Origin of the sequence: Ochrobactrum teleogrylli (assembly GCF_006376685.1) — a bacterium.
Taxonomy (GTDB): Bacteria; Pseudomonadota; Alphaproteobacteria; order Rhizobiales; family Rhizobiaceae; genus Brucella; species Brucella teleogrylli.
The window spans coordinates 36,022-59,948 of the sequence record NZ_VEWL01000010.1 but is presented as its reverse complement, the minus strand read 5'-3'; the positions used below and the strand labels follow the sequence as shown (position 1 = coordinate 59,948).

The window sequence follows — 23,927 nt, the reverse complement described above, 5'->3', positions numbered from 1 at the left end:
CCGTTATGCGGCTGTTATCTTTGCTGGCCTTCTCTTTCGCGGCAGCGGTAAGCCTTACGCCCGCAGCGCAGGCGAAAGACAAGCTCACCATCTACACCTATGACAGTTTCATTTCCGAATGGGGCCCCGGTCCCAAGGTGAAGGAAAGCTTCGAGAAGGAATGCGACTGCGAGATCAACTGGGTTGCTTCCGCCGATGGCGTGGCGCTGCTCAACCGGCTGAAGCTCGAAGGCGGCAACACCAAGGCCGATATCGTGCTGGGTCTCGACACCAATCTGACCACGGAAGCGCGCGCCAGCGGCTACTTTGCGCCAAGCGGCATCGATCTTGGCAATGTCAGCGTGCCGGGCGGCTTCAAGGACGATATTTTCGTACCCTATGACTATGGCTATTTCGCCATCGTCTATGATTCGGAAAAGTTGCCCAATCCGCCCAAGAGCCTGAAAGAACTGGTCGAAGGCGACCCGTCGCAGAAGCTCGTGCTTCAGGACCCGCGCACCTCGACGCCCGGCCTCGGCATGCTGTTGTGGATGAAGTCCGTCTATGGCGATCAGGCGGACGACGCCTGGCAGAAGCTGCAAAAGCGCATTCTCACCGTCACGCCGGGCTGGTCGGAAGCCTATGGTCTCTTCACCAAGGGTGAAGCGCCGATGGTGCTCTCTTATACCAGTTCGCCCGCCTATCATGTCATCGCGGAGAAGACGGATCGCTACAAGGCGTTGGCCTTTCCGGAAGGCAATTATCTGCAGATCGAACTGGCCGCCCAGACGACGACCGGCGCCAAGAACCCGCTGGCGCAGAAATTCCTCTCCTTCATGACCGGCCCCGGCTTTCAGGATGTGATTCCCGAAACCAACTGGATGTTCCCGGCAGGCAAGACCTCGACGCCGTTGCCCGCCGCATTCGACGCTTTGCCGAAGCCGGAAAAGACCCTGCTCATTCCATCCGACGAGGTTGCGAAGAACCGCAAGGCCTGGGTCGATGAATGGCTGGCAGCCACCAGCAAATGATAAACGCTCCGGCAAGCAAAGCTACGCACCCCACCCCCGCGATGAAACCCATCGCGGGGGCTTTGGCGTTGGCTTTCCTTGCCGTGCTGGCCGGTGGTGCGCTCGTCGCACTTGCCTTTGAGGCCAGCGGCGGCTTCGATGCCGCCGCAAATTTCGATGCCTATCTCTGGCGAACCGCCCGTTTCACCATCACACAAGCCATCGCATCCAGCCTGCTTTCGGTCGCCTTCGCGATCCCCGTTGCCCGCGCCCTCCATTCGGAAGCGCATTTTCCCGGACGCGGCCTTATCCTGCGGCTTTTCGCTCTGCCGCTCGCACTGCCTGCCCTCGTCGCTGTGCTGGGTGTGACCAGTATCTATGGCCGCAACGGCCTCATCGCTCATATGTCGGACGCCGTGGGATACCCTTTCCAGCCGGATATCTATGGCATTACCGGCATTTTGATCGCGCATGTGTTCTTCAACATGCCGCTGGCAGTGCGGCTCATCCTCGCCGCCTATGAATCGATACCCGCCGATTACTGGAAACTCGCGGCCCAGCTTGGCATGGGCAACCGCGCCCGTTTCCGGCTGATCGAGTGGCCGGTTATCCGCCGCAGCCTGCCCGGCATGGCGGGGCTGATCTTCATGCTCTGCGTGACGAGTTTTACCACCGTGCTGACGCTCGGCGGTGGCCCGCGCGCCACAACGCTGGAAGTGGCGATCTATCAAAGCCTGCATTTCGATTTCGACCCGGCGCGTGCGGTTGCGCTCACCGCCACCCAGCTCGGCCTGACCTTGTTGATCCTGCTGGCCTTGCGTCTGACCGGTCGTCCTTCCGAAGAAGGCTTTACCCACACGGCAACACCACGCCGCTACGGCAAGCCTTCCGGGGGCGAATGCCTGTTCAACATCGTCGCCATTCTCATCGGCTTTCTTTATGTCGCCTTGCCGATTGCCGGCGTGGTCGTGTCTGGCCTCGCTGCCGACCTCGCCCGCCTGCTCAGCGAAAGGACCGTCTGGCGGGCCATCGTCACGAGCCTTGCGCTCGGTTTTTCTGCCGCCACTTTGTCGGTCATCCTTTCATTGGCGCTGGTTTCAGCGCGGGAAGCGGTCAGGAGCAACCGGATAGCCAGCCTGTTCGATACCGGCGCGAGCCTCATTCTCGTCATGCCGCCCATCGTGATCGGTGCAGGATGGTTCATCTTGCTTCGCCACATCACCGATCCCTTCACAATTGCGCCGGTGATGGTGGTGACGGTCAACGCGGCCATGGCCATGCCTTTTGCCGTTCGCCTGCTGCGCCCGGCCTGGGATACGGCAGCAGCGCGCCACAACCGGCTTTGCGCCCAGCTTGGTATTCAGGGCTTCAACCGGCTGCGGCTCATCGACTGGCCGTCGATCCGCAAGCCTTTCGGCATGGCCTTCGCTTTCGCCATGGCGCTTTCCATCGGCGATCTTGGCACAATCGCACTGTTCGGCAGCGATGCGCTGATGACCCTGCCCTATCTTCTCTTGCAGCGCATGGGCAGTTACCGCACATTCGATGCCGCCGGTCTGGCGCTCATTCTGGGGCTTCTCTGCCTTGGTCTGATGATGCTTGCCGACCGTGCTGCCATATCCCGGAAAGTGAATTTCAACGCATGACTGCATCCGCCGACATCCGCCTTACCGACGTGCGCTTCAGCTATGGCGAAACCGCAATGCGCTTCGACCTGACGATCGCGGGCGGCGCCATTGCGGCCATTGTGGGCCCAAGCGGCTCGGGAAAATCCACGCTCCTGAACCTCATTGCCGGTTTTGAGACGCCCTCATCCGGCACCATTGCCATCGGCGGTGTCGATGTGACCCGACTGCCGCCGCCGGAGCGGCCAGTTTCGATGGTGTTTCAGGAAAACAACCTGTTTGCCCATCTCACCGTCGCGCAAAATATCGGCCTTGGTCGCGCACCAAACCTGAAACTGACGGATAGCGACCGCGCAGCCATCGCCGAAGCGCTGACCCGCGTCGGCCTCAAGGACAAGGAGCAGCGCAAGCCCGAAGCCCTGTCCGGTGGCGAACGCCAGCGTGTGGCGATTGCCCGCGCACTTGTTCGCGAACGCCCGGTGCTGCTGCTGGACGAAGCCTTTGCATCGCTTGGGCCAGCATTGCGCCATCAGATGCTCGATCTCGTCAATGAATTGCGCCGCGAAACCGGCATGACTGTGTTGATGGTTACGCACACGCCGGAAGATGCGCTCTATCTCGATGCGCAATTGCTGTTTATCGAAAATGGTGCGGTTGCGGCGCAAGGCCACGCTCGCGACCTCCTGTCGGAGACTGGACCTGAAGCGCTGCGGCGCTATATCGGTGACAAGCGCGGGTAAATCTCAAATAGAGTTACGGGTGCGGACATATTTTGTTCGCAATCCGCCCGGAAGAACCGTATTCAACTCTATTGGGCCGCTTGTACGTCTGCTGGTCTGTGACTAGATTTGCGGACGACCTGATGATCTATGAATCGCGAGGATAAAATACTGTTCCGTCACAAGACCCGTATCCGGGCCTCCCTGTGTCTTCCAGTCTCCCTGCCAGAACGGGCGCAGCGCAATTGGCGGAAAGCAGCCATTGGCTTTGGCTTGTTTGCTGTCGCCCTGATTTCCGGCTGCCAGTCGATCAATTCCAGCAAGGATCTCGGCTTGCAGCCATCGGACAATCCGGTGACGGTCGATAATGTGACGCGCAACGACAAGCTGGCGCAGATCGGCGCGCAACAGCATCCGCGCATCCTCGCCACCTATGGCGGCGAATATAAGGACCAGCGGCTGGAGCGCATGGTCGCGAAGATCGTGGGCAAGCTCACGACCGTTTCCGACAAGCCGGAGCAGACCTACCGCATCACCATTCTCGATTCGCCCAACATCAACGCCTTTGCCCTGCCCGGCGGCTATCTTTATGTGACGCGCGGCCTGCTGGCGCTCGCCAATGATTCCTCGGAAGTCGCAGCCGTAATCGCCCATGAAATGGGCCACGTCGTCGCCAATCACGGCATTCTGCGGCAGGAAAAGGAAGCGGAAACCGAGATCGCCGGTCGCGTGGCCAGCGAAGTGCTGCATAATGAATCCGCCAGCCGTGAAGCGCTCATTCGCGGCAAGCTGCGGCTTGCCCAGTTCTCGCGCAATCAGGAACTGCAAGCCGATGCCATCGGCATCAAGATGATCGGCGAAGCGGGGTATGATCCATTCGCCTCGGCACGTTTCCTGCAATCGATGGAAGCCTATACCGGTTTCCGTTCCGTATCCGGCGCGACCGATGCCAGCCTCGACTTCCTCGCGAGCCATCCGGCAACGCCGCAACGCATCGAACTGGCGCTCGGCCATGCCCGCCGTATCGGCGCGCCGGGCGTCGGCACAACCGACCGTGATTCGTTCCTCAATGGCATTGACGGGCTGCTTTACGGCGACTCGCCCAATGAGGGCTATATTCGCGAACAGACCTTCATCCATCCGAAGCTCGGCGTAACGTTCCGCGCGCCTGACGGCTTCACCATCGACAATTCCGCCACCGCCGTCATGGCGAGCGGTCCCGGCGAAGTGGCGATCCGGTTTGACGGCGCATCTCTGCCATCCGGTTCCAGCCTCACCGATTATATCAAATCGGGCTGGGTCACGGGCCTGGATGAAAGCTCCATTCAGGCAACCACTGTCAACGGATTGCCAGCCGCAACTGCACGTGCCGCTGCCGACCGCTGGCAGTTCGACATCGTGGTGATTGGCGCAAACGACAAGGTCTATCGTTTCCTCACCGCCGCGCCAAAGGGCAGCACCGCGCTGCTTCCGGCCTCGCAGACGGTGACGCAGTCCTTCCGTCTTCTGACACCTGCCGAGCAGAACGCCATCAAGCCGCTGCGCATCCGCGTTGTGACGGTGAAGCCGGGTGACACCATGGCGAGCCTTTCGTCACGGGTTCAGGGCACCACGCGCAAGCTGGAACTGTTCCGCCTGCTCAACGCTATGCCAGCCGGCGCCACCGTCTCGGTCGGCGACCGCGTGAAAATCATCAGTGAGTAACATGGAAACCCGCATCGACGCCTTGCTTGCAGGCCAGATCGCTCCGCTCGGTCCGCGCAACGCGCCAAGCGCCATCGACAAGCGCCCCGTCACCGGCAAGGTCCGCGTCACATCGGTCGGGCTGGATTGCGACGAGCAAGGCGATCGCAAGGTGCATGGCGGGCCGGAGAAGGCGCTGCATCATTATCCTCGCGATCATTACCCCCTGTGGCGCAAGGATATCGGCGACAATCACCGCCTCGGCGCAGCAGGCGCTTTTGGCGAGAATATTTCCACCACCGGCCTCGATGAACACAATGTCGCTGTCGGCGACCGTTTCCGTTTCGGAACCGCGCTGGTCGAAGTGTCGCAAGGGCGTCAGCCCTGCTGGAAGCTTAATGCGCGTTTGGAAACGCCGGACATGGCACTCCGCGTCCAGAAGACCGGACGTACCGGCTGGTATTATCGCGTGCTGGAAGAAGGGGAAGCGGAGACTGGCGGCAGCATGGTGCTGGTCGACCGTCTTTCACCGGAATGGTCACTGCATCGCATCTGGCATCTGCTTTATGTCGATATGCTGAATTACGACGAACTGGCGCGCATGGCCAATATCCCGCATCTGGCTGATAGCTGGAAGCGCTATGCGGTGCGCCGTCTGGAAAACCGCAAGGTGGAAGATTGGACAAGCCGCCTCGAAGGCGACAAGTCCTGACCCCAAAAAGAAAGGGCGGTCGAACCGCCCCTTTTCTTGCGTTGCCTGATTTATCCGCTTCTCAAGCCTGATAGGCTGCCAGTTCATGCTGGCTGAGCAGAGCAATCTTGAGCTTTTCCAGCGCGCGGCTTTCGATCTGGCGCACACGTTCCTTTGAAATACCGAGCTTTTCGCCCAGCGCCTCCAGTGTCACGCCATCATCGTCCAGACGCCGCTCGCGGATGATGTGCAGCTCGCGCTCATTGAGCGAGTGCAGCGCCACATGCAGCCACTGGTTCCGGCGTTCCATATCGATGGAGCTTTCGGCAACTTCATCCTGAAGCGGATGATCGTCGACCAGAAAGTCCATGCGCCGCGAAGCCCCGGACTGATCATTGTTGACCGGAGCGGACAGTGAGCTGTCAGGCCCGGACAGGCGACTGTCCATAAACTCCACATCGGTCGCCGAAACGCCAAGCTGATCCGAAATCTCGCGATAGATTTCGGCCTTGGTCATGCTGTCGTCAGCCTGGGCAAGTTTCGAGCGCAGACGGCGAAGGTTGAAGAACAAGGCTTTCTGCGCCGAGCTCGTGCCACCGCGAACGATGGACCAGTTGCGCAGAATATAGTCCTGCATGGATGCGCGGATCCACCAGGAAGCATAAGTTGAGAAACGCACCTCCCGGTCCGGGTCGAAACGGGCAGCGGCCTCCAGAAGACCGACATAGCCTTCCTGAATGAGATCATTCATCGGCAGCTTGAACTTGCGAAAACGCCCGGCCATGGAAATCACAAGGCGCATATGCGCGGATGTGATGCGATGCAGGGCATCCTGGTCTTTCAATTCTTTCCAGCGAATGGCGAGAGCCCGCTCCTCTTCGCGCTCCAGATAAGGAGCCGACATTGCGCTGCGGATCATGGATTGGGAGGATGAGGCTGGCGTTGGGAGATTACGCGCAGCCGGAAGCATGCGAGGTGCGGGAACTGCGGAAGAACTGCTTATTGATGACGGCTTCATCTGGTTCTCCTGTTCTGAACTGGCACCCTTCTGGACGCCAGGCTGAAGGATATGCCAGTTACACGAAGAACAATTGAACACTTACATAAGTCGTTCAGAACGCCCTCTCGGAACAGTCTTGAGGCACACGTTCAAACGCCGCAAAACAGACCCATTACGAACTGGTATCTTTTCACAACGCGCGAAAAGCGATCTGGTTCCCTTCGAAAAGTATAAATATCTGACAACGCTGACAAAAGCCGGCTGGGGTAAACAATCGCTTGAGAAAACAATTCCACTTTGAAGCAAATATCCGTCACCGCCAGCATAATCCGACCAGCGTGATATGAGGCGCTTTGAACAGCACAAATAAAAAACCCGGCTTTCGCCGGGCTTTTTAAACATCAAGAAAAGCAAAACTTATGCAGCTTCGACTTCATCGTCTTCAAGGTCGGCTTCAGCATCGGCCTTGCCGCGCTTCGGCCCCTTGGCCAGATTGGCTTCGATCAGACGGACAGCTTCGGTATCCGACAGCTTGTTAACGGCTGCGATTTCACGAGCCATGCGGTCGAGCGCAGCTTCATAAAGCTGGCGTTCCGAATAGGACTGCTCCGGCTGGTTTTCGGCACGGAAAAGATCGCGCACGACTTCCGAAATCGAGATCAGATCGCCGGAATTGATCTTCGCATCATATTCCTGCGCGCGGCGCGACCACATGGTACGCTTCACACGAGCACGACCTTGCACCACCTTCAGAGCACGCTCCACATAATCCGTTTCCGACAGCTTGCGCATTCCGATGGTTGCAGCCTTGGCGACCGGAACCTTCAGACGCATCTTGTCTTTTTCAAAATCGATCACGAAAAGTTCAAGCTTGTGACCAGCCACTTCCTGCTCTTCGATCGCCACGATCTGACCAACGCCATGAGCCGGATACACAATCGACTCACCGGTCTTGAAACCACCACGGATTGCGGATTTTTTCTGCTGGGATGACATACGCTTCAATACTCCCTGTTGTGCCCGGCGCGACCCGCCGGTTGACACATGATACCCGACCGCACTTCTGAGAAGCGCGGAAGCTGTTGTCGGCACCAGAGCAAGTCGATCTCATAAGCAGATCGGCACTCTGAGCCGCTGTTAGGCGCATTTATGCGGCGTCAGATGCTTTTCATCTGACTGCAACATGCGATGAACCGGAAACGCCTCTAACGGCAGATTTTCTCTAACGGGCAAGAAAAGGAGCAGGAACGGAATGGTGTTGCGGCGCATAAAACCGCCCTGAGAAGCCAACAACTTTTCAGGACCTTGCGTTTGATCGCAATCATCCACCCCGGTGCCAATTTTAGCCCGGTAAAAAACATCAGCCTTTCTGAGAAAAACGCTTTTGCGCCACGAATTGACGTCCAGTCACCGAAATTATTGGTGCAGGCTAACACAATTTCGCGAAAGAATCAACAAATTGCCAGATATGTCCCGTCTGGCAACTCAATACACCTGTTTTGCCGGTGCTTTCCCGTGATTTTATTCGTCTTTTGCCGCCTTCGTGTAGAAAAAGCAAGTGAAAGGCAAAGCTAATCTACATGCGATGACAAGACGATAGACGGGCCTTTGGGCCTAGTCGCCGCTGCCGGGCTCCGGGGAGAAATGGTTTTCGAGCTTGCCCGTGACGCCGTCCATTTCCTTGGCTTCCGGCATGGCATCTTTCTTGACGGTGATATTGGGCCACTTCGCCGCATATTCCGTATTCAGCTCCAGCCACTTGTCGAGGCCAGGCTCAGTATCCGGGCTGATCGCTTCGGCAGGGCATTCAGGCTCGCACACGCCGCAGTCGATGCATTCATCAGGATTGATGACGAGCATGTTCTCGCCTTCATAGAAGCAATCGACCGGACAGACCTCGACGCAGTCCGTATATTTGCAGCGAATGCAATTATCGGTCACGACATAAGTCATCGTCGAACTCCTGTTACCGCCCCTCTTCCCGAGTGGAGGCTTGTCTATCCTGTTTATTTGCGCCGATATTTCGACAGGTCCATGGGAATGGCTGCGTCACGGAATATCTCGCCACGACATCACGACCCATGGAGCAATCCCGGATCATCCGACCCTTTTCATCGCCATGTTCTTCGTGACACAGCGTGAGGTAGCGATTTTATCTCTCTCTGACAAGGGTGCAATCGCCGCATTGTAAGCATAGGCCAGACAGCAGAAACGGCTTTTCGTCTCAACCCCTAAGCGTAGAAAACACTTTCGTCAAAACACTTTACGGCGCAATTTCCATCGCAGCTGTCTTCAACGCTGCGGCAACGCGTCCAGATCAAATCCCGCGCAGACGGTCCGTATCGCGGCGTTCTTTCTTGGTGGGGCGTCCCGCGCCGCTTTCGCGCTGCGGCAGGGCAGCCGCCGTCATCTCGGACGAAGAGGCTGGCGCTGGCGACAAATCTTCATAGAGAAGCTGGGCTTCCGGAGCAGGACCACGCCGCTCGCCGGGCAGAAGCACTTTGTAAACGAGGATGCGGCGATCAAGCGTGATGGTCAGCACATCGCCGATTTTCACCTGATGAGCGGCCTGCTCGATCTTATCCCGGTTGACCCGGACCTTGCCGCCGACGGCGAGTTTCGCCGCCAGCGATCTTGATTTGACCACGCGCGCGAAAAACAGCCACTTGTCGATACGCTGTCTTCCGCTGTGTTCGCCGGTCATCTTACTTCTTCATCTGCTCCTTGAGAGCCAGCAGCTTGGCAAACGGCGAGTCGGGATCGATCCGTGCCGGACGTTCCTGTTCGAAACGCTTGTTGCCATTAGACGCGCCATGGGGGGCAGCGTGATCCCGCTTCGGCTGGCGATCACGACCGCCACCGTCACGCGGCTTGCCCTTGAAGCCTTCGCGCTTGCCCTGACCTTCGCCGTCATGGTTGTGGCGCTTGTTCTTGTCGAAACGCTTGCCGCCACGCGCATTTTGCTCGTCGCCGCCTTCGGACTTGCGCGCCTCGTTTTGCTGGCCGCGATTGTGCTGGCCACCATGACGCTGACGGTTGTTCTGGTCCTGATTGCGGCTACGACCTTCGAAACGGCCCTGACGCCACAGGAGAACCGGCTTCGGCTCTTCCGCAACCGCGTCACCGGCAGGTGCAGCGGCTTCAGCAGCAGGCGCTTCCGCCACAGGTGCGGTCTCTTCGGCCTTCACTTCAACAGCGACAACCGGCGCAGGCACCGGTTCCGCCGCAGGCACGGCAGGCTTTTCCGCTTCCGCTGCAACAGCAGAAACGGCAGCGCCTGCATCCTTGGCGGCAGCTTCGGCAGCAAAGGCATCCAGTTCCGCAAGCTTGGCGGCAACATCGCCAGCTTCCATCGCCTCATGGCGATAGCCCAGGCTTTTCAGGATTTCTTCCATGTCTTCGGTGGTCGCACCGAGGATCGACATCATGGCAGGCGTGACGATGAAACGTCCGCCGTCATAAGCGCCATCCGGACGCGTACCCGAACCCGGACGCCAGGCCAGAGCCGGACGGATGAGATCGGCAAGACGCTCCAGAATATCGATGCGAACCGCACGACGGCCCAGCACACGATAGCCTGCCAGACGATAGAACATCGGATCGAAAGCCGGATCGACCACAACCGAGGTACGACCAGCGGCCAGAACATTGACCACATCGCCGTAACCGGCACGCTCGCGGCCATCGTTCTTCAAGGCCCAGAGCAGCGTGATGAGACCGGCGGGAGCCGGCTTCAGCAGCATGGGCATGAACACGTGATAGGCGCCGAAGCGCACGCCGAGGCGACGCAGTGCCGCACGCGAATCCTGATCGAGACCGCGCACTTCCTCCACCACCTCGCGACGCTGGAGAATGCCGAGATTCTCGACGATCTGGAAAGCGAGACCGCGCGTCATGCCGGTCAGCGCGTCGGCGCCGGCCAGATCGGTCAGAGGCTTCAGAACGGTTTCGATGTGATGCGCCACGAAACGATCGATGCGCGCAGCAACCTTGTCCCGTGCAGGACCGGTGAGCTGTTCGTCGGCAAGGATCACCGTGCGCGGCTTCATAATGTCGTCACCGGCGACCAAAGTTGCAACGGTTGCACCGACCCAGCGCAACACACCGTCCGAACCAAGCGCGAAGTCTCCGTTGGGAGCAGCCGCAAAGCGCTCCGCACGGCGATCGAACTCGGCGGCCAGCGCCTTTTGCGCAGCCGTCTTCACCGCCTTCGCGTCTGGCCCCTCGGCCTGGACGTCGGCGGTGAAACGGAATCCTTCCAGTTGCCCAACATTGTGGCCTTCGACACTCACGTCTCCGGCCGGGCTGATTTCTGCTTCAAGCATGGCATTCTCTCTCAGGCGCCTCATAAGCACGCTTGTCCTGCGGTCTACAAAGCGTTTCGTCAACCTTTCATGAAGCGCGTCGGACAATCTGTCCTCTATTTCGCGCGTCTTTTCCTGCCAGTGTGTCGGATCGGCAAGCCATCCGGGCCTGTGCGACACAAAAGTCCAGGTTCGAATTTGCGCCACACGGTGCGACAGAGTGTCGATTTCCCCCTCTGTACTGTCGGCGCGGCGCACCTGTTCGCTCATATAATCTTCATCGACGCTCCCTCGGCGCACTAGATCCTGATAGATAGACGCAATGATATCGGCATGTTGTGCCGGTGCGATCTTACGATAATCGGGAAGCGCACAGGCATCCCACAAAAGTTCAATCCGCGCCGGTGTTGTCGCGAGGCGCACAATCTCTCCGTCTTTCGACAGATTTTCAAGCGCCTGCTGGTCGACAGCCGGCAAAGCCTTGGCCAGCCCCTCGACTGGTGCCGGTGTTTCCAGTGATCGGCGCAAGGCTTCAATCGACGAAAAGTCGAAACGCTCCGTGCGCCATTGCAGCACTTTCACCGGATCGAAATTATGCGCTTCCACCCGTTCGACCATCTCGTCGTCGAAGGGCTGCACCTGCCCCGTCACGCCAAATGTGCCATCGCGAAGATGACGACCGGCACGACCGGCAATCTGCCCCACTTCGGCTGGCGTCAGATCACGGAACTGATAGCCGTCGAATTTGCGGTTCTGCGCGAAGGCCACATGATCGACATCGAGATTGAGCCCCATGCCGATGGCATCGGTCGCGACCAGAAAGTCCACATCGCCGGACTGATAAAGCTCGACCTGCGCATTGCGTGTGCGCGGCGACAAAGCCCCCATGACCACCGCAGCCCCGCCGCGCTGGCGACGGATCAGCTCGGCAATGGCGTAAACCTCGTCGGCGGAAAAAGCGACGATGGCCGAACGGTTCGGCAAGCGCGTGATCTTCTTGGAACCGGCATAGGCCAGGTGTGACAGGCGCGGGCGCGTCACCACATTGATGCCGCGCAGGAGCTTTTCCAGAATGGCGCGCATGGTGGCGGCACCGAGCAGGAGTGTTTCCTGCCGTCCGCGCAGATGCAAAATGCGATCTGTGAAAATATGCCCGCGTTCCAGATCGCCCGCGAGTTGCACCTCGTCGATGGCGACGAATGCCACATCGGTGCGGCGCGGCATGGCTTCGACGGTGCAGACGGAATAACGCGCAGTGGGCGGGACGATCTTTTCCTCGCCCGTGACCAGCGCGACATTGGCGACGCCCACCCGCTCCACGACACGATTATAGACCTCACGCGCCAGAAGGCGCAGCGGCAGGCCAATCATGCCGCTGCCGTGCGACAGCATGCGCTCGATGGCGAGATGGGTTTTGCCTGTATTGGTCGGCCCCAGCACCGCAGTCACGTCGCGACCGCTCAAGCTCAGCGGCAAATCATGGGCAGGGCGTTGGTTCATGCCAATAATTGATTCCCGGTACAAGCACCCCAACATGCAACTGGGGTGCCGATTGTCGTGTGTTGCGATAGCACTATACGACCTTGGCCGAAAGCGCTCCTGTTAAGTTTAAGCCGCCCGAGTTTTTACATAGGCAGCCTGACAGTTTTACCAAACGCCCGATTTTAACAAAGGGTCCAATTTAACGAATAGAACGACTCTGGAACGAATCGGCTACGAATCGCTGACTCTGATTCCTTCGCCTTTTGTTCACGGCAACATATGGTAACGGGATTGTCGATAGCCACCATATGCTGAGTCTCCCATGCGCAACGTCCTGACATAAACAGAACAAAACACCAGCGCCGTTAACTTTTGACCAAAGCGCGTCAAGAGTGTGCGATGACAGTTTGAGCAGCTTAAAGAAAACTTAACAATTCCTAATAGTTGGTTATCGAACATCAAGCCGCCAAAGCCGTTTTCATTAACCTTCAGGCCAAAGCCGGAACGAATCGGCGACGAATCGGTGATCGATCAATTTTCCCTCTTTGTTCTCACCACATCTGGTAGGCTTTTGCCAAACCGCACCATATTGAAACATCAGCTGACGCAACGATACACCCTAAAACGAACAGAGAAGGCGTTTGGCGTTAACCTTTGAGCGGCTAATCCAAAACAGCCCCGCCCCTCATTCGCCATCAAACCTGTGTTTGCGGACATAAAAAGGCAGGCTGCGGAAACCCACAGCCTGGCCGAAAGATAAAGCAGGTCGGAAACGGATCAGTCGCGCTCGACACACATGGCAACACCCATGCCGCCACCGATGCAGAGTGTCGCGAGACCGCGCTTGGCATCGCGGCGTTTCATTTCATAAAGCAGCGTGGTCAGCACACGCGCGCCGGAAGCGCCAATTGGATGACCGATAGCAATTGCGCCGCCATTGACGTTGACGATTTCCGGGTTGAGACCCAGATCACGAACCACGGCGCAGGATTGCGCGGCGAAAGCTTCATTAGCTTCCACCAGTTCCAGATCGGCCACCGTCCAGCCAGCCTTTTCCAGCGCCTTGCGCGTGGCTGGGATCGGACCCGTCCCCATGATCGAGGGATCGACGCCAGCCGTTGCCCAGGAAACGATGCGCGCCAGCGGCTTGACGCCACGCTTGCTTGCCTCCTCGGCTTCCATCAGCACGACTGCCGCAGCGCCGTCATTGAGGCCGGATGCATTGCCCGCCGTCACCGTGCCTTCCTTGTCGAAAGCTGGCTTCAGCTTGGTCAGCGCTTCGAGGGTCGCGCCCGGACGAATATATTCGTCGGATGAAACGACAACATCGCCCTTGCGCGTCTTGACGGTGAACGGGACGATTTCATCCTCGAACTTTCCGGCCTTCTGCGCCGCTTCTGCCTTCTGTTGGGACGCGAGCGCGAATTCATCCTGATCGGCGCGGGTCAGTTGCCACTGGCGCGCAATGTTTTCTGCGGTGATCCCCATGTGATAGCCATGAAACGCATCGGTCAGTCCGTCCTTGATCATGGTGTCGATCATTTTGAAATCGCCCATCTTCACGCCGCCGCGCAGATGCGCGCAATGCGGCGCCATGGACATCGATTCCTGACCGCCAGCGACGATAACTTTCGCATCGCCCGACTGAATCTGCTGCATGCCGAGCGCAACGGCGCGCAGGCCCGAGCCGCAAAGCTGGTTGATCGCAAAGCCCGTTGCTTCTTTCGGGCAGCCAGCCGCCATAGCAGCCTGACGAGCCGGGTTCTGCCCCTCGCCTGCCGTCAACACCTGTCCGAGAATGACTTCATCGACATCGTCAGCAGCAACGCCCGCCCGTTCCAGAGCCGCCTTGATGACCGTCGCGCCCAGCTCATGGGCGGGAACAGTGGCGAAAGCACCGTTGAAGGAGCCCACCGCCGTACGCGCGGCGCTGGCGATAACGATAGCTTTCGGATCGGTTGCGGCAGTCATGCTATTCCTCCGTGACAAACTGTTGCGACAGAGAAAAACCAAAAAGCGCGCCTTGGCAAGGACTACATCAAACCTTCAGCAAAGCGAAAAGCTGTTTCTCCGAAAAGGAGGTACTTTAGCGGATGCGGATCATCCGACAGGCGCTACATTGGCCGCATTGAAACAGGAGGGTTCCCCATGGTCCAACTCACGCTCGATCAGGCCAATTCCATCATCGCGACGGCCTTTGCCAAGGCCGTCGAACTGAAGCTCAAGCCACTGGCGGTCTCGGTTTTCGATGCTGGCGGCAATCTCAAGGCGTTTCAGCGTCAGGACGGCACGTCGATCCTGCGCTTCGAAATCGCATCCGGTAAGGCTTTCGGCGCTCTGGCGGTCGGAAGCGGTTCGCGCTGGCTGCACAATCAGGCCAAGGACCGCCCGCATTTTCTGGAAGGTCTCTCCAGCGTCTCCGGCGGCAGAATCGTTCCTGTGCCGGGCGGTGTCATCATCAAGAATAGCGATGGTGAAATTATCGGCGCTGTCGGTGTTTCAGGAGATACGTCCGACAATGACGAAGCTGTCGCGATCGCCGGTATAGAAAAGGCAGGTTTTGCTGCGGATGCAGGCTGAGCTCAACAGGAGAAAGGCCGCGAAATACTCGCGGCCTTCACATCGCATCAGTTATCCCAGATTATTGAGCGCGAAATGCGTAATGGCCGTGGCGCCATCTTCGTCCAAATGCCCATTCAAACTGGGTGTATCAGACATATTCATCGAATGAAATTCATTATAGCTCGCATTGTCGATTACATCGAACAGTGAAACGACGCAGCTTAATGAAATTCCAGAGTTTAAAATTGCAGATTTGAAATACTCTTCCATTTTATGACCTAATAAATATATTAAAAAAACAAAATACGATCGATAATATTGACCGTAAATGAGGCCTAATTTTGTTTTTCATCAAAAGGTAAAAGTAAACATTAATTATATTACAAACCTCAGCAATTTTTCAAAAGATAATAAAAGAAAACGCCGCTTCCGGTTTCCCGGAAACGGCGTTTTTGAAACCTGTCTGCTAGCTGCGGTAACCGCAGCGTCAGACCTATTCCTTAGCTTCGAGGACCTGACGGCCGCGATACATACCGCTCTTCAGATCGATATGATGCGGACGACGAAGTTCGCCCGAGTTCTTGTCCTCGACATAGGTCGGGGCCTTCAGAGCGTCAGCCGAACGGCGCATGCCGCGCTTCGACGGAGACGTTTTTCTTTTAGGTACTGCCATGGATCCAGCTCCACTGATCGGTCAATAAACGTCCGGCACGGCCCCGGTGGAGCCTGTCACAGCGGACAAAATTCCGGAAAGTCAGGTGCCTATACACGCTCTTGCGGGCTTTGACCAGCCAGAGTCTGATCTTTTTTTCATGACCGGCATTTATTGTACGCAGGTCACATAGGGGCCGGAGCGCACCGCGCGACCGGCAACGACCCGTGCGAGGCGCTGCATGTTGCGGGTCGGCTTGGCCGGATTGCGCAGCGCCGGATTGGGCAGCGTCACGGCGAGAAGGGCTGCCTGCTGCGCATTGAGCTTTGCCGCCGGTCGCTTGAAATAATGCTGCGCGGCGGCTTCGATGCCATAAATGCCCGGTCCCCATTCGGCGATATTCAGGTAAATCTCCATGATGCGCCGCTTCGACAGGATTGCATCGGCGGCCAGCGCCAGCGGAAATTCCAGCCCCTTGCGAATGAAAGAGCGTCCATTCCACAGGAAGAGATTTTTCACCGTCTGCATCGTGATGGTGGAAGCACCCCGGCTTGGGCCGCCCTCATCATCCAGCACGATGCTCAGTTGATGCCAGTCCACGCCGCCATGGCTGCAAAACTGACCGTCTTCCGCCATCATGACCGAATTGATCAAATGCGGGGAAATATCGTCGATGCTCACCCATCGCCGGTCTACATCCTGCAACAGGACATAGTCCTTCACCATCAGCATCGAGACCGGGCGCACGAAGGGAACCGAATAGACAAGCAGGAGAAACAGGGGCAACACCGCCAGCACCACCAGAAAGCGGAAGGCGAGAACAATCCGGCGCCCCCACACGGGATCAGCCAGGTAATTGCGCCCGTTTTTGCTCTTGATGATGATTTTGGCCACGTCCACCGCCTGATGTACTCCCCCAGCGACATAAACCATTCTTTAATAATATAGAACCCGATTCCATAATCCTGCGTTGGAAACAAGCTGGAAACACAACGTTTGATGACCGTCTGATGAAAAAGCCTGTGCTGATCGATATGCCCAGTTGACCAAATTAGCGCTTTCGTCCATGCCGATCATCATGGAAAATGTGACTGTCGAATTCACCGATGCCCTCAACCGTCGCGCCCACGAAGTAGAGACGACGCTGATTGGGCTTCTTGACGAGCGCCTGCGCACCGGCGAGATCGCCCGACCGGAACGGCTGATCGCGGCCATGCGTCACGGTGTGCTGAATGGCGGCAAAAGACTGCGTCCGTTCCTGGTTGTGGAAAGTGCTGCACTATTCGGCAAGAGCGGCGATGCCGTCTTGCGGGTCGCGGCTGCACTGGAATGCATCCACTGCTATTCGCTTGTCCACGATGATCTTCCGGCCATGGACGACGATGATCTGCGCCGCGGCCAGCCGACAGTGCATAAGGCGTTTGATGAAGCGGCTGCGATTCTCGCGGGCGACAGCCTCCTCACCTACGCCTTCGACATTATTGCCGCTGACGAGACCGATCTCGATTCCTCCGTGCGCGTAAAACTGGTTTCCGCCCTTGCCCGCGCTTCCGGCCTTGGCGGAATGGCGGGCGGGCAGGCCCTCGATCTGATGGCCGAGACAAAAAAGCCAGACGAAGCCGGTATCATCACGCTTCAGGCGATGAAGACCGGCGCGCTGATCCGCTTTGCCTGCGAAGCAGGAGCCATCATCGCCGACGCCTCCCGCGAAGATCGCGAACGCATGGCGGAATTCGGTTCGGCCATTGGTCTCGCCTTCCAGCTTGCCGACGACCTTCTGGACGTGACGGCAGACGCCGCTGCAATGGGCAAGGCAACGGGCAAGGATGCGGCTGCTGGCAAGGCCACGCTTGTGGCGTTGCATGGCATCGACTGGACGCGCAAGCAATTGTCCGGCCTCGTCGCCCAGGCGGAAAGCCTGCTCGCGCCGTTCGGCAAGGATGCCGATATTCTCAAGCAGGCCGCGCGCTTCATCGCTGAACGCCAGAGCTGATACTCAGAGATCGTCCTCTCGAACCTTGATCAGAACGACATCATCGACGGAAAGTACGCGTCCGTCCTGTGCACGCACGTCGAGCTTTGCGATGTCGTGACCGGACACGCTGTCCACCAGCCGTGAATGCGGCTCCTCCGGCGTAAACAGATGCTTCTCGCCCCATTGCCGTAACGCGACGACCACTGGCAGAAGATCGCGCCCTTTCGCAGTCAACCGATATTCCTGATGTGCGCCGCCATTGGGATCAGGCACGCTTTCCAGAATGCCCTCGCCCGTCAGCTTGCGCAGACGCTCGGCCAGAATATTGCGCGCAATGCCCAGATTCTTCTGAAAGGCACTGAAGCGCGTCACATCGTCAAACGCCTCACGCACGATCAGCAGCGACCACCAGTCACCAATCACGTCCAGCGCCCGCGCACTGGGGCAATAGTCGCCTTTCAGGCTCTTCTTGCGAACCATCTCACTCCATCCATTCAATTTGGTTGCAATATAAAACCTATTTGGCTAAAAACAAAATGGTTTCATAGTAAAACCAAAATTGCTGGAGTTCATCATGCAGATCTCTCCCGACGCGGCAGCGCAAACTGCCGCGAACAGTGACGCGCGCCCATCACTATCCACCCCAACGCTTCTTCTGTTTGCCATTGCGAGCGGTCTTGCCGTTGCCAATGTCTATTTTGCGCATCCGCTTCTGGATGTGATGGCCGACGATATCGGACTGGACCGCTCCACAGCGGGACTGATCGTCGGTGCCAGCCAGATCGGCTACGGGCTGGGCCTGATCTTTCTCGTGCCGCTGGGCGATCTCTTCGACCGGCGCAAACTGATCGTCGCGCATTTTCTCCTGTCCTCGCTGACACTTGCCGCCGTAGGCATTGCCGGACAACCATCCTTGCTCTTTCTCGCGATGGCAGCGACCGGCCTTCTTGCCGTGGTGACACAGGCCCTCGTCGCCTATGCCGCAAGCCTTGCCGAACCGGCGCGGCGCGGCCATGTCGTGGGGATTGTGACCAGCGGTATCGTGCTTGGCATCTTGCTCGCCCGCGCGGTTGCAGGCGCGTTAACCGACCTTGGCGGCTGGCGCAGCGTCTATCTCAGTTCAGCGGTGATTACCTTGCTGATCGGCCTCATGCTATGGCGCAGCCTGCCGCGCCAGACCCGACAAGCTGCAAGCGTTTCCTATCCGGCGCTGATCCTCTCGCTCGCAACCCTTTTCAAAGAGGAGCCCGTGCTGCGCATTCGCGCCATCATCGCCATGCTGATCTTTGCCGATATAACCACCCTGCTCGCACCGCTGGTAATGCCGCTGAGTGCACCGCCCTTTGAATTGAGCCATGCGGAGATCGGCCTCTTTGGCCTTGCGGGCGCCGCCGGAGCGCTGGCCGCCTCACGGGCCGGGAGTGCTGCGGATCGCGGCCATGCACAGCGCATGACCGGCGTAGCACTCACATTGATGCTGGTGGCGTGGGCACCTATCGCCCTTCTCGGACAGTCTTTGCTGTGGCTGGTCGCGGGTGTGCTGATCATCGATTTCGGCCTTCAGGCGGTCCATGTGACCAATCAGGCCATGATCTATCGCGTGCGCCCGGATGCGCAGAACCGGCTGACCGCTGCCTATATGGTTTTCTATTCCATCGGCAGCGCGAGTGGCTCAGCGGTTTCAACCTGGGTCTATGCCCATGCGGGCTGGAATGGCGTGTGCCTGCTTGGCGCAGGCATCAGCCTTGCCACGCTCGTCTTCTGGGCGGCAACACTAAAAACAACACCAGAAGCTGCGACGCGCGCAGTGACCTGCTCGGCTTAGTTCTGTCCGGCAGCCATCTTCTGCCCAAGGCCGAAACGGTTCTCGATATAATCGGCAACCATCTTCTGGAACTCTTCGGCAATGGCAGGGCCGCGCAAAGTGGTGACCTTCTTGCCATCGACAAACACCGGCGCGGACGGCGTTTCGCCCGTGCCGGGAAGAGAAATACCGATATCGGCATGTTTCGATTCGCCCGGACCGTTGACGATGCAGCCCATCACCGCGACCGATAGCGCTTCCACGCCCGGATATTTTTCGCGCCAGACCGGCATGTTGCGGCGGATATCGTCCTGAATGGTCTGCGCCAGTTCCTGAAACACTGTCGACGTCGTGCGTCCGCAACCGGGGCACGCCGCAACAATCGGGATGAACTGGCGGAAGCCCATGGTCTGCAACAGCTCCTGCGACACCTGCACTTCGCGGGTGCGGTCGCCGCCGGGTTCGGGGGTCAGCGAAATGCGGATCGTATCGCCAATGCCCTGCTGCAGCAAAATGCCCATGGCCGCCGACGAGGCGACAATGCCCTTGGTGCCCATGCCAGCCTCGGTGAGACCCAGATGCAGCGCATGATCGGAACGCTGCGCCAGCATCGTATAGACGGCGATCAGATCCTGCACCTGACTGACCTTGGCCGACAGAATGATCTTGTCGCGGCCAAGCCCGATCTCTTCGGCCAGATTGGCGGAAATCAGCGCCGACTGCACGATGGCCTCGCGCATGACTTCCTGTGCGCTCAACGGCGCGCCCGCATCCTGATTGCGATCCATCAGTGTGGTCAGCAATTCCTGATCAAGCGAACCCCAGTTGACGCCGATACGCACCGGTTTGTCGTAGCGGATCGCCATTTCGACGATATCGGCGAACTGCTTGTCCTTCTTGTCCTTGAAGCCGACATTGCCCGGATTGATGCGATATTTCGCCAGCGCTTCCGCACAGGCCGGATGATCGGCAAGCAGCTTGTGGCCGATATAATGGAAATCGCCGACCAGCGGGACATTATGGCCGAGACGCTCCAGCCTTTCGCGGATTTTTGGCACGGCGGCAGCGGATTCGTCGCGGTCCACCGTGATACGCACAATCTCGGAACCCGCGCGATGCAAGGCTGCGACCTGCGCGACGGTGGCGTCCACATCCGCCGTATCCGTATTGGTCATCGACTGCACGACAACCGGCGCGCTGCCGCCGACGACAACGCCGCCGACACTGACGCCAACCGATTGGCGACGAGGGAAAGGATGCGAGAAATAGCTGACGGTCTCGGAAGACATTTTGCTCTGTTCTTAACTGGGTCTGCACTTATAAGGATTTCGATCTATATAATCACTTGCCGACGCATTGTCGCCCTCTCATTATGCGCGCCATCATAAACGAGGATGCCAGACCATGACCGACGCAACTGCCCGCAAAACCGCTATTGTCACCGGCTCCAATTCAGGGATCGGCCTTGGCATCGCCCACGCATTGGCGGCTGCGGGACACAACGTTGTGATCAATTCCTTCACCGACCGCGACGAAGATCATGCGCTTGCCCGCATGCTGGGCGAGGAACATGGCGCAAGCGTGGTCTATATCGCAGCCGATATGTCGAAGGGCGACGACTGCCGCAAGCTGATCGCCGATAGCGTCAAGGCTTTCGGCAGCGCCGATATTCTGGTCAACAATGCGGGCATCCAGCATGTCGCGCCGGTGGAAGAATTCCCGACCGAGCAGTGGGACCGCATCATCGCGATCAACCTGACCTCCGCCTTCCATACATCCGCCGCCGCCATTCCGCATATGCGCGCGAGCGGCTGGGGACGCATCATCAATATTGCATCCGCCCACGGACTGGTCGCCTCGCCGTTCAAGTCGGCCTATGTTGCGGCCAAGCATGGCATTGTCGGCTTTACCAAGACATTGGCGCTGGAACTGGCGACCGCGAAGATCACCGCCAATTCCATCTGTCCCGGCTATGTGCTGACGCCGCTTGTGGAGGCGCAGATTCCCGATCAGATGAAAGCGCACAACATGGATCGTGAAACGGTGATCCGCGAAGTGATGCTCGATAAACAGCCGACGAAGGAATTCGTCACCACCGCGCAGATCGGAGCGCTTGCCGCCTTTCTCGCCACCGATGCCGCTGCGCAGATCAATGGCGCGGCCTTGCCGGTCGAAGGCGGCTGGACCGCGGAATAAAAAGCATTTCCAGCAAAAGTGCGAAGCGGTTTTGCGCTGGATAATGCGTAAAAATAGAGACTAATGCTTCTGGTCGGCGTAGCGGGCGAGGCTGGAAAAGGCCAGCACAACAAGAAGCAGGACTGGCAGCGCGATAAACACCACGCCGAAACCGCTATGTTTGGCAACAAAGCCGATCAGCGACGGCGCCACCAACATGCCGGAATAGCCAAGCGTGGTGGCAATCGACAGGCCGACGCTCGGATTCACGCCCGGTATGTTTCCGGCCATCGAAAAGGCAATCGGCACCATGTTGGAAATGCCGATGCCGCAGATGGCGAAACCGACCAGCGACACATAGGGATCGGTGGAAAAGCCGACGATCAACATGCCGATAATGGCAATCGTCGTGCAAGCGCGCAGCGTGCGCACCGCGCCGAAACGGTCGCGCACCAGATCGCCCGCAAAGCGCATCACCGCCATGGAAAAGGAGAAGGCCGCAAAGCCGAAACCCGCGAGCGTGACCGACGCGCCCAGATCCTGGCGCATGTGATAAGCGCTCCAGTCGATGATCGCGCCTTCCGGCACCATCGAGAACAGGGCCATCACCCCCACCAGCCAGGGCAGCGGATTGCGCGGCAGGGTGAGCTTCTGCTTTTCGCCGCTTGGATGGTGAAACTTGTCGGCAATGATCGATGGCCACGCGACAGCAATCATTATCGCCGCAGCGATGGTCGCGACCAGCGCATGAACAGTCGAGCCGAACTGCGTGATGAGAAAGCCGCCTGTCGCTGCGCCGATAAGCCCGCCGAGGCTCCAGAATGCATGACAGGACGACATGATGGCGCGGCGCATGGATTTTTCCACGGCGACCGCATTGGCATTCATCGCCACATCCATCGCAGCCATGGTGCCACCGAAATAAAACATCACGATGACCGCTGTGACCACATTGGGCACCAGAGCGATGATCAGTAGCGCCGGAATAAAGGCCAGCGCGAAAATACGCACCACCGCGCCGGAACCGCGCTGCGCCGACAAGGCGCCTGCCACCGGCATCATGGCCAGCGAGCCGACGCCGAAGACGAGGATCATCAGCCCCATGCCTGCGCTATCCAGCCCAAGGCGTGCGGCGAATTCTGGAATTTTCGGAGCCCAGCCGCCAAAAATATAGCCGTTAGCCAGAAAGAGCAGCGCGACAGCGACACGCTCTTTGGTGATCATCGGCGCGCGCGACGGCGCGGTATCTTCCCGTCCGGAAACCTGTTCCATATGTCCCTCAGCCACGGCCTGTTGCCGCGCGTAATATATTCACGCCCGCCGCCACAAAAGGCGCGAGCAATTTCTCATCGGCATCCTGTTCAACAGCCATGACACCAATATCATCCAGCGAGACGACATCATGCGCTGCAACAGTGCCAAGCTTGTCATTGGTGATTGCCAGTACGACAGACCGGCTGCGGCTGGCAATGGTGCGCTTGAACTCGGCATCGTCCAGAAAAAGAGCCGTAACGCCGATTTCCGCCGCAACGCCGCAGGCACCCAGCACGCACAGATCAGGACGCACTGTTTCCGCATCGCGCAAGGCCCGCGCGCCCACCGCCGCACTGACACGGCGATCAATCGGCCCGCCGATCGTGATCACCTCTATTTTCGACGACTGAAGCAAAATAGCCGCAATCGACGGCGTATTGGTAACAACTGTGAGCGCCTCGCCGCGTTCCACCAGAAGCCGCGACAATGCCGTGTTGACCGAGGACGCGTCCAGAAACACCGTCATGCCCGGCTCAATCAGACCAAGCAGCACACCCGCCAGCGCCGCCTTGGCCGCCGTGCGTTCCCCGTCGCGCTCGGCCAGCGACAGCGATGACGGTGCAGCTTTCAGAGCGCCGCCGTAAACACGCTTGCAGAGACCGGCAGCCGCCATATCACGCAGATCGCGGCGGATCGTGTCTTCCGACACGCCAAAGCTCTCAGCCAACTCCGTCGCCAGCACGCGACCCGACTGCTGCAACAGGTCCTGAATACGCGCCTGTCTTTCGTGAAGCAAAAGCTCCGTCGCCACTTAATTCTCCCAACAAGCATAAACATGCATAAATCGGCACAAACATGCATAGCAGAATTTGCACATACTGCAAGCGCAAACAAAATGCCGCGCCTTTTGACAGGCGCGGCATGGGATTTCCGATGGTTTCATTGCTGCGAAAGCGACCGTTCGGTCTGACGGGCGCTACGCCTCCCCCTCATCCTGAGCCTGTCGAAGGAC

Annotated in this window: 22 protein-coding genes; 10 read left to right on the top strand and 12 right to left on the bottom strand. The window is 58.6% G+C overall.

Features of this window, described 5'->3' with window-relative positions:
* Positions 1–5 precede the first annotated feature (5 nt).
* From thiB to FIC94_RS15585, 5 genes are all read left to right on the top strand, one after another.
* A complete protein-coding gene (gene thiB / locus FIC94_RS15605) occupies positions 6–1,010 on the top strand; it encodes a thiamine ABC transporter substrate binding subunit (protein ID WP_109369785.1) in 1,005 nt (334 codons plus the stop codon).
* Complete coding sequence (gene thiP / locus FIC94_RS15600) at positions 986–2,635, top strand: thiamine/thiamine pyrophosphate ABC transporter permease ThiP (protein ID WP_371830923.1); 1,650 nt, start codon at positions 986–988, stop codon at positions 2,633–2,635. The genes thiB and thiP overlap by 25 nt, the downstream gene beginning before the upstream one ends.
* Entirely contained in the window at positions 2,632–3,354 is a 723-nt protein-coding gene (gene thiQ, locus FIC94_RS15595) for a thiamine ABC transporter ATP-binding protein (protein ID WP_109369787.1), read from the top strand. Before thiP ends, thiQ begins: the two co-directional genes overlap by 4 nt.
* A gap of 252 nt (positions 3,355–3,606) precedes the next feature.
* Positions 3,607–5,037: a cell division protease CdlP gene (gene cdlP / locus FIC94_RS15590; protein ID WP_140025548.1), complete on the top strand. Its 1,431-nt coding sequence runs from the start codon at positions 3,607–3,609 to the stop codon at positions 5,035–5,037.
* A 1-nt stretch (position 5,038) separates the two neighbouring features.
* A complete protein-coding gene (locus FIC94_RS15585) occupies positions 5,039–5,728 on the top strand; it encodes an MOSC domain-containing protein (protein ID WP_140025549.1) in 690 nt (229 codons plus the stop codon).
* Positions 5,729–5,789: 61 nt separating this feature from the next.
* Here FIC94_RS15585 and FIC94_RS15580 read toward each other — a convergent pair whose 3' ends face one another.
* The 3 genes from FIC94_RS15580 to fdxA all read right to left on the bottom strand — a co-directional run bounded on the left by FIC94_RS15580 (position 5,790) and on the right by fdxA (position 8,660).
* The gene (locus FIC94_RS15580) at positions 5,790–6,725 is read right to left on the bottom strand and encodes an RNA polymerase factor sigma-32 (protein WP_140025482.1); all 936 of its coding nucleotides are present in this window, start codon (positions 6,723–6,725) and stop codon (positions 5,790–5,792) included.
* Positions 6,726–7,124: 399 nt separating this feature from the next.
* Complete coding sequence (locus tag FIC94_RS15575; RefSeq protein ID WP_109369790.1) at positions 7,125–7,703, bottom strand: CarD family transcriptional regulator; 579 nt, start codon at positions 7,701–7,703, stop codon at positions 7,125–7,127.
* A gap of 618 nt (positions 7,704–8,321) precedes the next feature.
* A complete protein-coding gene (gene fdxA / locus FIC94_RS15570; protein ID WP_109369791.1) occupies positions 8,322–8,660 on the bottom strand; it encodes a ferredoxin FdxA in 339 nt (112 codons plus the stop codon).
* A gap of 40 nt (positions 8,661–8,700) precedes the next feature.
* On the opposite strand from fdxA, the gene FIC94_RS15565 reads away from it, so the two are divergent.
* Complete coding sequence (locus FIC94_RS15565; protein ID WP_124915889.1) at positions 8,701–8,898, top strand: hypothetical protein; 198 nt, start codon at positions 8,701–8,703, stop codon at positions 8,896–8,898.
* 126 nt (positions 8,899–9,024) lie between these two features.
* On the opposite strand, the gene FIC94_RS15560 is transcribed toward FIC94_RS15565, so the two are convergent.
* The 3 genes from FIC94_RS15560 to FIC94_RS15550 all read right to left on the bottom strand — a co-directional run bounded on the left by FIC94_RS15560 (position 9,025) and on the right by FIC94_RS15550 (position 14,464).
* Positions 9,025–9,411, bottom strand: a complete 387-nt coding sequence (locus FIC94_RS15560) for an RNA-binding S4 domain-containing protein (protein ID WP_109369792.1) — start codon at positions 9,409–9,411, stop codon at positions 9,025–9,027.
* 1 nt (position 9,412) lies between these two features.
* The gene (locus FIC94_RS15555) at positions 9,413–12,511 is read right to left on the bottom strand and encodes a helicase-related protein (protein ID WP_124915890.1); all 3,099 of its coding nucleotides are present in this window, start codon (positions 12,509–12,511) and stop codon (positions 9,413–9,415) included.
* 759 nt (positions 12,512–13,270) lie between these two features.
* A complete protein-coding gene (locus FIC94_RS15550; protein ID WP_109369794.1) occupies positions 13,271–14,464 on the bottom strand; it encodes an acetyl-CoA C-acetyltransferase in 1,194 nt (397 codons plus the stop codon).
* Between the two features lie 177 nt (positions 14,465–14,641).
* Here FIC94_RS15550 and FIC94_RS15545 point away from each other — a divergent pair, with 177 nt between their 5' ends.
* Positions 14,642–15,073, top strand: a complete 432-nt coding sequence (locus tag FIC94_RS15545) for a GlcG/HbpS family heme-binding protein (protein WP_140025481.1) — start codon at positions 14,642–14,644, stop codon at positions 15,071–15,073.
* Between the two features lie 475 nt (positions 15,074–15,548).
* Here the strand turns inward: FIC94_RS15545 and rpmF are convergent, their stop codons facing one another.
* Positions 15,549–15,728, bottom strand: coding sequence for a 50S ribosomal protein L32 (rpmF, locus tag FIC94_RS15540; protein WP_006467787.1), 180 nt, complete (start codon positions 15,726–15,728; stop codon positions 15,549–15,551).
* A 150-nt stretch (positions 15,729–15,878) separates the two neighbouring features.
* Positions 15,879–16,601 carry a monofunctional biosynthetic peptidoglycan transglycosylase gene (gene mtgA / locus FIC94_RS15535; protein ID WP_171318714.1) on the bottom strand — a complete coding sequence of 241 codons (723 nt, stop codon included), beginning with the start codon at positions 16,599–16,601 and terminating at the stop codon, positions 15,879–15,881.
* Between the two features lie 184 nt (positions 16,602–16,785).
* On the opposite strand from mtgA, the gene FIC94_RS15530 reads away from it, so the two are divergent.
* Positions 16,786–17,700, top strand: coding sequence for a polyprenyl synthetase family protein (locus tag FIC94_RS15530; protein WP_140025547.1), 915 nt, complete (start codon positions 16,786–16,788; stop codon positions 17,698–17,700).
* A 3-nt stretch (positions 17,701–17,703) separates the two neighbouring features.
* On the opposite strand, the gene FIC94_RS15525 is transcribed toward FIC94_RS15530, so the two are convergent.
* Positions 17,704–18,162: a winged helix-turn-helix transcriptional regulator gene (locus tag FIC94_RS15525; RefSeq protein WP_121538609.1), complete on the bottom strand. Its 459-nt coding sequence runs from the start codon at positions 18,160–18,162 to the stop codon at positions 17,704–17,706.
* Between the two features lie 94 nt (positions 18,163–18,256).
* Here FIC94_RS15525 and FIC94_RS15520 point away from each other — a divergent pair, with 94 nt between their 5' ends.
* On the top strand, positions 18,257–19,507 hold the full coding sequence (locus FIC94_RS15520) for an MFS transporter (protein WP_140025480.1): 1,251 nt from the start codon (positions 18,257–18,259) through the stop codon (positions 19,505–19,507).
* Here the strand turns inward: FIC94_RS15520 and ispG are convergent.
* Positions 19,504–20,775 (bottom strand): flavodoxin-dependent (E)-4-hydroxy-3-methylbut-2-enyl-diphosphate synthase, encoded by a 1,272-nt coding sequence (gene ispG / locus FIC94_RS15515; protein WP_140025479.1) that lies wholly within the window; start codon positions 20,773–20,775, stop codon positions 19,504–19,506. The two genes, FIC94_RS15520 and ispG, sit on opposite strands and share 4 nt — an antisense overlap.
* A gap of 115 nt (positions 20,776–20,890) precedes the next feature.
* Between ispG and FIC94_RS15510 the strand changes: the two genes are divergently transcribed.
* Positions 20,891–21,682, top strand: a complete 792-nt coding sequence (locus FIC94_RS15510) for a 3-hydroxybutyrate dehydrogenase (RefSeq protein WP_109369800.1) — start codon at positions 20,891–20,893, stop codon at positions 21,680–21,682.
* A gap of 60 nt (positions 21,683–21,742) precedes the next feature.
* On the opposite strand, the gene FIC94_RS15505 is transcribed toward FIC94_RS15510, so the two are convergent.
* Together FIC94_RS15505 and FIC94_RS15500 are read right to left on the bottom strand one after the other, a co-directional pair.
* On the bottom strand, positions 21,743–22,933 hold the full coding sequence (locus FIC94_RS15505) for an MFS transporter (protein WP_140025478.1): 1,191 nt from the start codon (positions 22,931–22,933) through the stop codon (positions 21,743–21,745).
* Between the two features lie 7 nt (positions 22,934–22,940).
* On the bottom strand, positions 22,941–23,726 hold the full coding sequence (locus tag FIC94_RS15500; protein ID WP_109369802.1) for a DeoR/GlpR family DNA-binding transcription regulator: 786 nt from the start codon (positions 23,724–23,726) through the stop codon (positions 22,941–22,943).
* Positions 23,727–23,927 lie beyond the last annotated feature (201 nt).